Raw genomic sequence first — 12,939 nt, 5'->3', positions numbered from 1 at the left:
ATGAGCGCGCGATTACTTTATAGGAGTATATCTAATTCTAGATAATAAGCTTAAGAAAAACATTATCTTGCCGAAAACATAAGTATACATATGAAGTTGTAAATAAGAATGTCGCAAGAAACTGTCGAAGCTCGTGAGCAAATACCTATTGACCCCAGTATATACTGGGAGCGCAGTGGTGTGCTTGCTAAAGCATCTGCGCAGGGAGCGTTGTTCTCTCTATATCTTGCTATGCAGCAACATAGTGTTGCCGAGCCATTTGAAATCGAAGCGGTAGCGTCAGAATCTGATGATAAAAGCAGCATCGAATCCAAGCTTGCATCGTTAAATTATTATAGAAGGCCATCGCTAGCCGCTAATGAAAGCGAATGGGGCAGAATGCGCGTTTTGTCTGAGTTAGTCTCTCAAGACTATGCGGCAGCAAGATTATATTTAAGTATGAATCCCTCTCCACTATCACAAACTGATGATGCTAAACGTCTACCCGACGATGTAGTAGATAATTGTAGTTTGGCAACACAAAAGCGGTTGAAAAAGGAATACGCTAACACCGTGAAGGAAGATAATACGCTGCTATACGATATCCTCTCATCACAAGATAAAGAACACTATTCACAACAAGAAAATTCGTCACACTTCACATCTTTTGAGAAAATTGCATAGCAGTTATTTCAATTCGTTATTGCGTGCCAAGTTTGGGTTGACGTGCGAGCGCTAATTCGTATCCGCCCTAGTTTTTATCATTCCTTTTTGTTATATTGCGCGCCGCATTTTTGCACTGGTCTTACGCTCCAATCAGCAAAGGTTAAAATATGTCTAAATATATTGTATGCGCAATGTATAAATTTGTTGCGCTTGAAAACTTCAAAGAAATCCGCCAACCGCTTCTCGAAACAATGGAAGCTAATGGTATTAAAGGTACACTTCTTCTTGCCCACGAAGGGATAAACGGTACGGTTTCTGGTACCCGCGAAGGTATCGACGCATTACTTGCTTATTTAAACAGCGACGAGCGTATTAATCCTATTTCTTGCAAAGAATCTCTTCACGATGAACAGCCGTTCTATCGCACCAAGGTAAAACTGAAAAAAGAAATTGTGACCATGGGCGTTGAGGGTATTGACCCTCGCAAAACCGTTGGTACTTATGTAAAACCTAAAGACTGGAACGCACTTATTAGCGACCCAGATGTTACGGTTATTGACACGCGAAACGGTTATGAAATTGAAATAGGTACTTTCAAACACGCTATCGACCCTAAAACCGAAACGTTTCGTGAGTTTCCTGAATACGTAGCGAAAGAGCTCGACCCGTCAAAAAATAAAAAAGTGGCTATGTTCTGCACCGGTGGTATTCGCTGTGAAAAATCGACGGCTTACTTGAAAGAGCAGGGGTTTGACGAGGTTTATCACTTAGAAGGCGGTATTCTACAGTACCTTGAAGATGTACCGAAAGAAGAGTCACTGTGGGAAGGCGATTGCTTTGTATTTGATAATCGCGTTGCAGTTAACCACGACTTAGAGAAAAGCCATTATGAGCAGTGCTACGCGTGCAGACTTCCAATTACTGAAGAAGACAAGCAGAGTGATAAGTATGAGCCGGGTGTAAGCTGCCCACACTGCTTTGGTACCCATACCGACGATCAAATTGCTCGCTTTAGAGAACGTGAAAAACAGGTTCAACTGGCAAAAGAGCGTCAACAAGAGCACGTAGGAACGGAAGCGCGTTTGACCATGGAACAAAAGCGTCAAGAAAAAGCAGAAGCTCAACGTTTACGCGCACTTAAAGCAAAAGAAAATCAGGCGTAGACAGCTAGAAAGAAGGGCGTTACACTCGTGCTTATTGCAGTTGAAATAAGGAATGCGAGTGAGCACTCAACTTTCAGAATCTAAAATTGAAGAAATTAGAAAGGACTTCAGCTTTTTCGATCGTGATGGCAACGGCCAAATCGATTTGCCGGAGTTCATCGAGCTTCTAACCGTTATTTCACCAAAAACGAAAGCTAGCCACGTACAAGAAGGCTTTAAGCTTATCGATAGTAACGACGACGGTTACATCGACTTTGAAGAGTTTTTGGAGTGGTGGCAAGAAGGATGGTGGGAGTACTAAGTTTAAACTTAGTAACACTTATCGTCGACTGAGGCTTTTCGACACGCTAGGCTAAGCGTGGAAACGAGGGCTAGGCCACGTAAAAGAGCCAATTGAAAACGAGTGCTTTTAAGCACTCGTTTTTTTATGTGTTGAGTTTGGTGATTTGTGTTGGGAGTGAGATATAGCTTCCTTTGGATAGCCTTCAATGTCGGCTTCGAGCGTAGAGCGGACCTTGGGACAAGGAATTTTTCCACCTCAAAGGACAGTAGACCAAACCCAACTTCATCTGCACACTGAAATACCAATCCTTGGCAAGGATACATTTGCTAGTAGCTCAATACTCTACCTATAAACGACATCGGCCAGAGCAGACATTGCTGTATCAATTAGTCGAAAGTCACTATCCAGAATTTATAAAGCAGCATTCGGATCAAGGAAAGTCGTTACCGCGCCATGTGGAAAAAGAGTTTGCCGAATTTCTTAAGTGTGGTCATCTTGAACACGGATTTTTGCGTGTTATTTGTGACGACTGCAAACATGAGAAGCTGGTCACGTTTAGTTGCAAACGCAGGGGGTTCTGCCCAAGTTGTGGGGCAAGACGTACGGCAGAGAGTGCCAAGTTGCTAGTTGATGATGTTCTTCGAGGCCACCCAGTCCGCCAATGGGTGCTAAGCTTACCTATCCCACTGCGTTTATTGCTCGCTAGATATTCCAAAGAGCTCAGTAAAGTCATGCAAATCATTCTTCGCACAATTTCCACTGACATCATCCATCGAGCAGGTTACTTGAAAAAGCAAGCCAAGACCGAGGCAGTGGCTTATATCCAAAGATTTGGTAGTGTACTGAATCTCAATATCCACTTCCACATGCTATTTCTAGAAGGCGTCGTCAAAAAAGAGCGAGGTCAAACCAAATTCAAACGAGTCAAAGCCCCTAGCCATAGCGATATGGAGCGGGTAGACAACACCATCAGCCATCGCATCGCACAATATCTGGAAAAAACAGGACAGATCCAACGTGACATGGACAACACCTTTCTAAACTTGCCGATTGATGATGAAGATAGTTTATTGCCATTACAGGCCGCATCGGTTAGTTATCGTATCGCTATGGGGCCAGATCCAAGTAAAAAAGTGTTCAGTCTACAAGCAGTTCCAGCAAAAGATTCGGAAAACTTTGGTCAACTCGCAAAGATAGCTAGATTTAGCTCACATGCAGCGGGGGTTGCTGATACCCACCAATCTGATAATCTCGAACGCTTTTGCAGATACATCGCAAGGCCAGCGGTGAGTGAAAAACGCTTAAGTCTAACCTTCACAGGCAACGTCAGATATGAACTCAAGACGCCATATACAGAAGGTACCACTCACGTTTACTTTTCGCCGATTGACTTCATAGGCAAACTTGCTGCACTTGTGCCACCACCTAGACTCAATCTTACTCGTTTTTACGGGGTATTTGCCCCCACGTGAAGAGGTCACGGCTTCTCAGCGAGGAAAGAACAGCCCTCGGTTAGCAGAACATCTGAAAGATCCAGATAAACCCTACCACGCCCGCAGTATGTCGTGGGCTCAGCGGTTAAAGCGAGTATTCAACAATGATATTACCATTTGCGAAGCGTGTGAGAGCCACAATGTCAAAATTGTCGCTTGTATTACACAGCCTACTATCATCAACAAGATATTGATGCACTTAGACAAAAACGGCTCTCCCATTACTGTCAACACATGCAGAGCACCACCGTTAGATGAAGTACTAGAACCACCGTCATTTGAAGACTTTGTCATTCAGCGAAATTTCGATTTTGGGGCTTAAACGTCCTACCGCAAAATAGAGCTTGAGCATTAATTTGTTGAGGCACCATCTTTCACATTTCACGAACAATTATTCAGTACCAATGGCCTGCGAACTCAACTATGTGGCGGACAATTAGTTCATCACTTCATTACCAAACTTCAATCTGAGTATACGAAACAAGTCTTTAATTCAGCTGGTATAAAGGGTAGTAAATAGCGTTTGTTCTTCTTATACTTTTACCATATCTTCTATGAAAAACACGCGATCTTGACCAAAGAACATTTCATCGCCCACGAACATGGTAGGCGCACCGAAACAACCTTTTTCCACTGCTTTCTGAGTATTTAATTTTAGTTCCGCTTTAATATCATCGGTCTCAATGAGTGATAAAAGCGCATCAGCGTCCAGCCCATTTTCAATTAGCACGGTCCGCAGTATTTCTTCCACTCCAACGTTCAGCCCTTTCACCCACATTGCGTTGAACAATACGGTTAGATACTTTTCGAAAACGCCCATTTTTTTGGCTGCAAAACACCCTCTCATTATGGTTAGCGTGTTAATAGGAAAGTGTGGATTCATAATAAAAGGAATACCGTAGAGCTTGGCATATCTTGGCAAGTCATACTTCAGCATATAGCGTCCCTTGGCGGCAACAGCACCGGGAGATACATTGTTTGTGGCCTTGTGTACTGCACCCAGCAGCATGGGCTCGTAAGCGATATCAGCATTGTAAGTACTGGCAATTCTTTTAAGCTCGCCATACGCGAAATACGCCGTTGGGCTACCAATGTCGAAATAAAAATCTATTTGTTGGTTCATTCAGAATTCTCTTTTTTATTTGTTAAGTGGTTAATTTATTGCTTTTATGGGCTAATCTTGCCCTACCATTTTTCTACCCATGGACGTATGTCTAATTCGAATGTCCACGCATTTCTAGGTTGCTCGTGCAGCATTACATAGTTTGTAGCTAAATCTGCAGGCTGCACCACACCATCTTTTGATGACAATGTTGCATAGTCGGGGTGATTATCTTTGATCCACTGTGTTTCAACGGCGGCATCAATAATGACGTGAGCAACATGAATATTTTTCGGGCCAAGCTCTCGTGCCATCGACTGGGCAAGCGCTCGCAACCCGTGTTTTGCACTGGCAAATGCACCAAAAGATGCGCCACCACGAACGCTTGCTGTTGCACCGGTAAAAATAATGGTGCCGCTATTGCGCTGAATCATTTTGCGCGCGGCTTCACGCCCCACCAAAAAGCCCGAAAAGCACGCCATTTCCCATATTTTGTAAAACTTCTTAGCAGTTGTGTCGAGAATGCTCATGGGCACATTTGCCCCAATATTAAAAACCACCACTTCTATAACACCAATATTGGCCTCAATGTCAGCAAATAACTGCTCTACCTGCTCTTCATTTCTGGCATCAACGCCATACCCATGAGCATCAAAACCTTCTGTCCTTAAGGTTTCAGTATAGGCAGATAGTGACTGCGCATTTCGCCTGGCCATACATACGGTAAAACCTTTCAGCGCATAAGCCTTGGCAATGGCACCACCAATGGCATCACCTGCCCCTACCACTAGGGCCACTTTCTTATCTTTCATCAATAACTCTCCACTTTAGGCAATAAATTAAAAGCAACTAGCAACAACGATGATGTTAAGTTAATCTGACCATTCGACTTTTAAAATTCATTTATTGTTAACTTAAGGTAAGTTTTACTAATCTTTAAACATCAAAAATCTGTGCATATAAGGTCAATACACGTACTACCTAGACACCTAAAACTGACTTAAGAGCAAAAAGAGTAAAGAGCGAGTACTGTGAACCCACCTCCTATCCAATGGTTACCTGTTTTTTATTATGCAGCCCAGTACAAGAGCTTTCGAAAAGCGGCTGAGCGCCTGTGCGTATCGCCGCCGGCGGTGAGCCAACATATAAAAAGCCTCGAAGCGTATTTGGGTATGCGTTTATTTAAGCGAAATGGCCCGACGCTTACGCTAACCGATGAAGGTAAGTTTTATTATCAAAGTATTCAGCCAATAATGATGCACTATCACAGCAGCTTTAATGAGTTTGATAGGCGGTTTAACAAACGCGTATTGCGCTTAAATACCCCTCTTTTTATTGCTCAAGAGCTCCTTATTCCAAACTATATGCATTTTAAAGTGATAGAGCCGAATGCGGAGTTGCGCATTTCTACTGGCACCGAATACATCGACTTTGATTTCAACATTGCCGATGCCGCAATACGCTTTGGACATGGAAATTGGCCTGAGTTAAACGCAAAACTGTTATGCAAAGTAACTGCTAGCCCAATCTGTTCAACTATTTATGCAAGTTCACATATCGATAGTCAGCAAATACTCGAAGAGCAATTGAATAACCAGATTATTCTTACTACCGATGAGAGCATTAAAGAGTGGCGACAACTGTTTCCCAACATTACGCCTAAAGAGGTTGTGGTGTGCGACTCTTACTTTTCAATTATTAAATCAGCTGAAATGGGCGTAGGTATTGCCCTTGGCATTTTTCCAGCGGTTAACAATTGGATAAACAATCAAAAGCTACAGTGCCTTACTCATCAAATGTTTGAAATAGAGGCGGGCTATTGGTTTGTTTACCCTAAACAACGCACTGACAACACACTGATTGACGCAGGTTACAAGTGGTCTTCTCAACTATTTGGTAAGTTGCCGAAGTTAGGGTGATTAAGAAGATTCCAAGCGCGCTACAAAATCAATTCCCAATACCCGTAGAATAGCCCGCTATTTTACGGGTGGCTTCTACACTGGCTTTTTGCACTGCTTGTACGTATATGCTTGTCGCATTTACCGGTGTTTCTTTGCTGTTGCCCAACAAGCTAATAACGGTGCTTATCGAACCGTCTGAACTAAAGATAGGCGCACTTACTACATTAATGTCGGGCAAAAAATCTTCTTTAAAACAGCACAAGTTGCTTTGTTTTATGTCTACTAACAATTCGTAGAACACCGCTTTTTTTATAGGCTTACCCATATAGCGTGGCATAGGTGCAAATGCAGTGAACCGAAAATTAAAGTACTCAATGAATATGGCGTGTATGATATAGATTCGGATTTTCAATGATAAGCCCCATAAAAAACGAATCAGTTTCAAATATTTTTTGATAATAAAAATTCGATAATAGATAATATCACCAGCAGCGTGCATTTCACAATTCATGGGATAGGCGCGATGTGGGGCTAACCTATCAACAAGAAAACCGTATTCTCAAGCTGCTAGCGCCAATCAAGTACGAAACCGTATACCTGTAGGAAAGCGTGTATTTATACGTCCTGTACACGTTGAATAAGGCAGATACGTTAACATTTTAGTCCTTTTTAAAAATACAACAATAAAAAACCCTCGTCTTAGCGAGGGTTTTTATATCAATCTAAATTAGCAGAAGCTTAGTGTTTACAGTAAATAAGTCGTTTAATACTGCCCAGTAAAATCAATAAGTGGGTGGAACCTTATTTTTAATAAAGATGTTTAACAAAAATCAATCTTATAGTCGAAATTTTGTCAGTAACTGCCTTCCCCAAGCTAGTACATAAGCGACAGCTATGAGCGTATTACGGTCATTCGCGCTTTCTTTTTCGCTTAAGTCTCATTTCCTTAAAGCAGATGTTCATTAATACTGTAAAGCGCCGTAACTTTAGGCCGAAAGCGGTCAAAGCGAGTTGAACCGGACTCGACCGTTGGATGATCTGATAGCTGGCATTGGTAAAACTGCTCCTCAAATGCCCGAAAGGGCTAAAAGCTGCCCCTGAAAAATGGTGTTTTTAAAACTTATATATTCTCAACTAAAGTATACTGATTAAGTATTTTCTATTTTTGACCACATCTAAATCATTATTTTTTTCGGAAACATCTATACCAATAGCTCCTTGTACTTCTTGTAGATAAACAAGCTCAGAATATGTACGTCGTTCAAATTTTTTATTTCTTATAGTTAGGCAAGAGAATTCGACTGATGTGGTTTCTGGAATAGCTGTGATTATTGGGATTGAAGCACAAGCTTTTTTAAAAGCCTTTCGGTCTGCTGAAAACTCAAGCTCTTTAAGTGTATATCTAAACAAGCTATTTTCAGATGTAAAATCAAGAAGCTTTTTAAAATCATGATAAAGTTCATTCGCGTCAGGAGCATGAATAGCAGTTTTGTATATCGGTGACCAGTCGAATGACGGAAGAACAAACCATTGCACAGCATGGCTGCTTAAAATGTAATTTTGAATAAGCTCGGAGCAATAGGTAATAATACTCGTAAGTACGCTATTCTTTTCAAATCTTTTTCTCTTTAAGTATTCTTTTATCTGAGAGTTGATTTCATTTATAAAAGGCTTTTCAACCCCACCAATCATTTTAATTTCATTGAAACCTTTTAAGTAATCGATATGCACTATTGGCGGATGACAAAAATTGTCATCGTGGTAGATTGATATTTCAAATGCAAACCTCATGGATGGACTAACCATAAAAAAGGTGCTGTCATACGTCAGGTTCTTTTTATCTCTTCGCTTTTTCAAAACACTTTGAACTTCAGCCAAGTCCAATTCAAAATAATCCATATTTCCAACCAGTTAGTTATAGTAAGGCAGCTTGATATAATACCAATTAATCACTTTTTGTTAAGCTCCCCAACACTTTAATTTTTATTAAATTATTTACTTGGTCTCTATGCTAAATAGCCCTTAATTTGCTGAAATATAACCGCATGCGATATACAATACGACCTAATCGTTATCGCATGGATAATTTAAAACCTCTTATGTCAAACAGTAAACAATGGGAAGAACATCGCGAATTTATCAAAAGCAGAACTCAAGAAAAATGGGTTGGTGATGCAAAAAACGCTCTGGACTGGTTTCTTGAAGTAATGGGAGAAGATGAATGGGCGAAACGGAAAAAGGCAGTGGTTGCTTATTTCAAAAAGCAACAAGAAAGCATCTTTCCAGAAAACGGTAAACCCCAAAAGTATTTATCTGAAAATGAGAAAGCTGTAGCATTCCATCAAGACTGGACAGCTTGGTATTTATACTTAGTAGAGTCCCTTTTTTACAGACCTTATGTAAGCCAGCCATCTCAATCCTGTAGGATATTTCCTTTTTTTTCGGCTATAGGGCGTCATATAGATTTAATCAAAAACATTTCTGGGGTCGATGATAAATTACACGAACTGTTGAGAGGTAAAATTAACCAACCTGACGCAGTACTTTTCGAAATAAGTGTAGCGTTAATGTACGCCAGAAACGGCTGGAAAGTATCTTTTATAACAGAAACTCCCCCAGAAAAATCACCAGACCTTTTAATAGAAAAAGGTAATATTAGCTTCTATGTTGAATGTAAAAGGCAGTCAAAAGTCACTGAGTATTCAGAAAAAGAGAGGAATGAATGGCTTAAGCGCTGGGATAAACTTGTTCCAGCTATGACTGCATATAATACACCTACCCATATGGATATTTTGTTCAAGGTGGAAGTTTCTGAAACAAATGAATTAGTCTTAGTATCTGCTTTCAACGAGCTTGTTAAAAATAATATGATTGATTCTGGTCACTTTCTTGAAAATGACCAAATTAAAGTGTCAGTTAAAAATATAGATATGAGTTCTGTCGACCAGCACTTTGACAAATACCAAGTGCTATGGAACTCACCTCAGATGATTTCTCTATTTGCTGGTGGCTATGAGAGTAATGGTAATTACACCCAAATTCATTCACCCAAAGGCATAAACATCGTAGGGCCAGATGATGATGAGCATGTTCTGAATTTATACTGCTCAGGAGTGCATAGTGCTTATTGTGCTAAATGGGAATGTATTTCTGACATCTCAATTGATAAAAAAGCCAAAGATGTTCGCAAGCTTCTTAGCAAAGCTATAAAACAAGCACCAGCAAACGGGGACACCATCATTCATATAGCTTACGAAACATTAGAAGGCCCACAAGTCGAAATTGAACGGCATAAAAAAATTGCCAATTCAATAAACACATTCAATTATGGCGAGAAAAATGTAAGTGCTGTTTACTGTCATGCTCTTCAACCTTCAACAGGTGTTGAAGACTCGGAATGGGCTGAAACAACCATTAGATTTGGCAGAAACGGTACAGATCCAACTAAAATATTACCTCATGATCTTTTATTAGACGAAGAAAACACGGCAATATCTGACGATACACATTGGTTGCAAGATTTATTAGCTTCATTAAAATGAGGTTATTGCAAACTAAATCAATACAGCTCAGCTTGACCTATAACCGCTTGGTAAAAATTAAAATCAATAAGCAGTGAAAAAAATCATGTTGCGCGGTTTAAAGCTGCCCTCCTGAACAGGTCGATTGACTCATAACAAGTGCCTAAAATCTGATTCTGCAGGCTGTCGCGATTTTTGCAGAGCAAAAAGTAGCACCAGTCTGCTCCACATTATAGGCGGGCGTTGTTGAACGGTAGTAAATTACTCAACGTCTCCTTTTGGTATCTTAAACATGACCTAAGCATAATATCCAATGTAGTCGGCTCTGTGGCAGTAGCCGAAACTTGATAGTCAAAATTCACGTCTGCTTTTGTCAATTTATGAGTCTTCGAATTTGATTGGTTAGAAGTCGGCAATTGGCACAAAGCAGAAGTAGCCAGTCAACAATCTGTTCGTCGGCAACTTGTCTATAGCAGAACTTAAAGCCTCGACAGATGAACCTACACGTTGGGCGAAGCTAAAAAAGTATGCTATGTAGTAAAGACTACCAATCAGCGCTGTATACTATATTGGCTGCGGACGCCTCTACTTCTAGTGGGGCTTTATCGTAACCGTATTCAGCCATGTCGAAAAAGTGTTGGGTGACAACTTCATCTAAACTGGCTCGTTCAATCTGTAACACATGCACTAATTCGTGGGCTAACTTGGGCCTATTAAGCTCGAAATCTTTACGAGCATAAATCGAATAGCCGAAAACTTGTGCGTTATTTATTATTCCTTCTCCAACAAGTCCAACGGCTTCGCCAAACACTTTAAGCGCGAAGTTTTCGTAGGGATAAGGCACTTCATCTACATAAACAATTCTTACTTTCTTAGGCTGTTTTATGCCTATCTCCGCTGCTAGCGCCAATTCTTGTTCGTTCAACGGTTGACCTATTTTTAAGCCTTTCATATCTGTTTCATGTGCCCACTCTATGTATTGCGGCAACAATACGCGTGCTATTATTTTTTCATAGGAAAGTGCCACAACGACTATTACTATAAACGAGACTAACGATACGAACTTTATAAATTTCATGTGGTTAAAATCCATTTTAAAGGGGGAGTTTGTGCCGCTTACACGCTTTGTTACAAACAGTTGAAGCGTGTAGTCAGCACAATCGACTTGTTTCTATATGCGTAGTAGAGCATATGATGGCGAAGTGTTCCATCAAAGGGCTGCAGGAAATGTGATTAAAAACAATGTGAAAGGTTACACACCGCTATTCAATAGTGAATTGTGACTAGCGGCGGTGATGGTTCAAACTACGATATAGAGTTTTACTCGTCGTCAGACAGAGTGTTTCTTGGCTTGCGTTTCACAGGAACCATACCAATGTCTTCTCCAGACATGGTATCGACACGTTTTTTAGTGCCAGGTTTTGCTGGTTTCGCTACGCGCTTTTTACCACTTTTCGCATTTGATTGTTTCGATACTTTTTTCTTCGGCGTAAAACCTTTGAAAGACGCCGAGAATTCGTCATGCGGTGAACACTCTAACGCATATTGAAGGTGATTCTTAAGCCCCTCGAAACTGTTCCAATCACGAGGGCCAATTAGCGAGAATGCTTCGCCTTTTTGCCCAGCACGGCCTGTACGGCCGATACGGTGAATGTATTCATCCGCGTTCTTAGGAAGGTCAAAGTTAACCACCAATCCAACTTTTGATAGATCTAGTCCACGAGAGGCGAGGTCGGTAGTAACCAGAATACTGTGCTGTCCACGAGCAAACGCACTCATTACTGCTGCGCGTTGGCTTTGTAGCATATCACCACGAAGCGCAATAGCTTCGAAGTTTTGTTCGTTAAGCAGTGCTGCAATTCTATCGGTATCTTCACGGGTAGCTGTAAATACGATAGCTTGGTTGTAGGTACGATTGGCTAGTTCAAACTGTAAAATTTGATCTTTGTTATCAACATTGTCTGCAAAGAAGCACTTCTGTTCGATATCGCCATGCTCTGCGGTTGAGTCTCCTACAGCTACACGGACAGCGCCTTTGGTTAACTGCGTTGTCATATGCTTTAGCTCAATATTATCGAGCGTGGCAGAAAACAACATAGTTTGACGCTTTCTGTGATCAGCATAGTCGTTAATCATTTTAAGCTGAGCAGAGAAGCCTAAGTCTAACATTCGGTCGGCTTCATCAAAGATAAGCAACTCTAAACCGTTTAAATACACACTTTTATCTAATAGATGGTCGGCTACACGACCAGCGGTACCAACGATAATGTGAGGGTTACGGCGAAGCGCTTTAACTTGGTCGTTATAATTTTCACCACCCACAATAAGTGAACAAGTAAGATTTAGCCCGGTACACATTGATTTAGCTTCAATGAAAACTTGTTTGGCTAGCTCACGAGTTGGCGCAAGAATAAGTGCGCGTGGGTCTTGACGACTAAGGGCTTTTTGCGACATTAACCTGTTTATAGCTGGCACTAAAAAGGCGAAGGTTTTACCTGACCCCGTTTTTGATGACGCAATAATATCTTTGCCCTGAATAGCTGGCAGCATAGTGCGTTCTTGAATTTCGGTTAGCGTCGAAATGTTTTTCGTTTCGAGCTTTGAAATAATTTTGTGGTGAACAGGTAAATCAGTAACTAGCAAGAAGGTATAGCCTTTTTAAAATGACATTCGGGCGCATTATCCCTTAATGCACGGTGCATTTAAAGGTTTATTGGAAAGGCTTATGAGTTTGCAGACTGAAGGCAGGTGCTTGTAACAATCGTTACTCAACGAAGAATATAAAGTTAAAGCAAAAATGTGAGTTAACTCAATGGCGCGCGCTTACCACA

At 41.0% G+C, this 12,939-nt stretch carries 13 protein-coding genes; 7 read left to right on the top strand and 6 right to left on the bottom strand.

Annotated features, from left to right (window positions below; all coding sequences use genetic code 11):
• Positions 1 to 108 precede the first annotated feature (108 nt).
• From MHN00_RS11870 to MHN00_RS11850, 5 genes are all read left to right on the top strand, one after another.
• Positions 109 to 663, top strand: coding sequence for a VC2046/SO_2500 family protein (locus MHN00_RS11870; RefSeq protein ID WP_239301248.1), 555 nt, complete (start codon positions 109 to 111; stop codon positions 661 to 663).
• 149 nt (positions 664 to 812) lie between these two features.
• Entirely contained in the window at positions 813 to 1,808 is a 996-nt protein-coding gene (locus tag MHN00_RS11865) for a rhodanese-related sulfurtransferase (protein WP_014949513.1), read from the top strand.
• A gap of 58 nt (positions 1,809 to 1,866) precedes the next feature.
• Positions 1,867 to 2,109 carry an EF-hand domain-containing protein gene (locus MHN00_RS11860; RefSeq protein ID WP_012518428.1) on the top strand — a complete coding sequence of 81 codons (243 nt, stop codon included), beginning with the start codon at positions 1,867 to 1,869 and terminating at the stop codon, positions 2,107 to 2,109.
• 305 nt (positions 2,110 to 2,414) lie between these two features.
• The gene (locus MHN00_RS11855; protein ID WP_239301247.1) at positions 2,415 to 3,563 is read left to right on the top strand and encodes a transposase; all 1,149 of its coding nucleotides are present in this window, start codon (positions 2,415 to 2,417) and stop codon (positions 3,561 to 3,563) included.
• Positions 3,550 to 3,906: a hypothetical protein gene (locus tag MHN00_RS11850; protein WP_239301246.1), complete on the top strand. Its 357-nt coding sequence runs from the start codon at positions 3,550 to 3,552 to the stop codon at positions 3,904 to 3,906. The genes MHN00_RS11855 and MHN00_RS11850 overlap by 14 nt, the downstream gene beginning before the upstream one ends.
• A gap of 210 nt (positions 3,907 to 4,116) precedes the next feature.
• Here MHN00_RS11850 and MHN00_RS11845 read toward each other — a convergent pair whose 3' ends face one another.
• Together MHN00_RS11845 and MHN00_RS11840 are read right to left on the bottom strand one after the other, a co-directional pair.
• Positions 4,117 to 4,707: a 2-hydroxychromene-2-carboxylate isomerase gene (locus MHN00_RS11845; protein WP_239301245.1), complete on the bottom strand. Its 591-nt coding sequence runs from the start codon at positions 4,705 to 4,707 to the stop codon at positions 4,117 to 4,119.
• A gap of 62 nt (positions 4,708 to 4,769) precedes the next feature.
• Positions 4,770 to 5,498, bottom strand: a complete 729-nt coding sequence (locus MHN00_RS11840) for an SDR family NAD(P)-dependent oxidoreductase (RefSeq protein ID WP_239301244.1) — start codon at positions 5,496 to 5,498, stop codon at positions 4,770 to 4,772.
• 219 nt (positions 5,499 to 5,717) lie between these two features.
• On the opposite strand from MHN00_RS11840, the gene MHN00_RS11835 reads away from it, so the two are divergent.
• Positions 5,718 to 6,605: a LysR family transcriptional regulator gene (locus tag MHN00_RS11835; RefSeq protein ID WP_239301243.1), complete on the top strand. Its 888-nt coding sequence runs from the start codon at positions 5,718 to 5,720 to the stop codon at positions 6,603 to 6,605.
• A 28-nt stretch (positions 6,606 to 6,633) separates the two neighbouring features.
• Here the strand turns inward: MHN00_RS11835 and MHN00_RS11830 are convergent, their stop codons facing one another.
• Together MHN00_RS11830 and MHN00_RS11825 are read right to left on the bottom strand one after the other, a co-directional pair.
• Positions 6,634 to 6,999: a hypothetical protein gene (locus MHN00_RS11830; RefSeq protein ID WP_239301241.1), complete on the bottom strand. Its 366-nt coding sequence runs from the start codon at positions 6,997 to 6,999 to the stop codon at positions 6,634 to 6,636.
• Positions 7,000 to 7,721: 722 nt separating this feature from the next.
• On the bottom strand, positions 7,722 to 8,486 hold the full coding sequence (locus MHN00_RS11825) for a hypothetical protein (RefSeq protein WP_239301239.1): 765 nt from the start codon (positions 8,484 to 8,486) through the stop codon (positions 7,722 to 7,724).
• 179 nt (positions 8,487 to 8,665) lie between these two features.
• Between MHN00_RS11825 and MHN00_RS11820 the strand changes: the two genes are divergently transcribed.
• A complete protein-coding gene (locus MHN00_RS11820) occupies positions 8,666 to 10,129 on the top strand; it encodes a hypothetical protein (RefSeq protein ID WP_239301237.1) in 1,464 nt (487 codons plus the stop codon).
• A 523-nt stretch (positions 10,130 to 10,652) separates the two neighbouring features.
• On the opposite strand, the gene MHN00_RS11815 is transcribed toward MHN00_RS11820, so the two are convergent.
• Both MHN00_RS11815 and MHN00_RS11810 read right to left on the bottom strand, forming a co-directional pair.
• Positions 10,653 to 11,186 (bottom strand): hypothetical protein, encoded by a 534-nt coding sequence (locus tag MHN00_RS11815; RefSeq protein WP_239301235.1) that lies wholly within the window; start codon positions 11,184 to 11,186, stop codon positions 10,653 to 10,655.
• 242 nt (positions 11,187 to 11,428) lie between these two features.
• Positions 11,429 to 12,751, bottom strand: coding sequence for a DEAD/DEAH box helicase (locus tag MHN00_RS11810; RefSeq protein ID WP_239301233.1), 1,323 nt, complete (start codon positions 12,749 to 12,751; stop codon positions 11,429 to 11,431).
• Positions 12,752 to 12,939 lie beyond the last annotated feature (188 nt).

It is taken from the genome of Alteromonas sp. Cnat2-8 (assembly GCF_022348355.1).
GTDB classification, from domain to species: domain Bacteria; phylum Pseudomonadota; class Gammaproteobacteria; order Enterobacterales; family Alteromonadaceae; genus Alteromonas; species Alteromonas macleodii.
The sequence above is the reverse complement of the archived record's forward strand: the minus strand, read 5'-3'. Positions and strand labels throughout refer to the sequence as shown.

Excerpts from the sequence above, each read along its gene's own strand:
- MHN00_RS11870 (WP_239301248.1), top strand. The coding sequence starts at position 109 with ATGTCGCAAGAAACTGTCGAAGCTCGTGAGCAAATACCTATTGACCCC.
- MHN00_RS11865 (WP_014949513.1), top strand. The coding sequence starts at position 813 with ATGTCTAAATATATTGTATGCGCAATGTATAAATTTGTTGCGCTTGAA.
- MHN00_RS11845 (WP_239301245.1), bottom strand. The coding sequence starts at position 4,707 with ATGAACCAACAAATAGATTTTTATTTCGACATTGGTAGCCCAACGGCG.
- MHN00_RS11840 (WP_239301244.1), bottom strand. The coding sequence starts at position 5,498 with ATGAAAGATAAGAAAGTGGCCCTAGTGGTAGGGGCAGGTGATGCCATT.
- MHN00_RS11825 (WP_239301239.1), bottom strand. The coding sequence starts at position 8,486 with ATGGATTATTTTGAATTGGACTTGGCTGAAGTTCAAAGTGTTTTGAAA.
- MHN00_RS11820 (WP_239301237.1), top strand. The coding sequence starts at position 8,666 with ATGGATAATTTAAAACCTCTTATGTCAAACAGTAAACAATGGGAAGAA.
- MHN00_RS11815 (WP_239301235.1), bottom strand. The coding sequence starts at position 11,186 with ATGAAATTTATAAAGTTCGTATCGTTAGTCTCGTTTATAGTAATAGTC.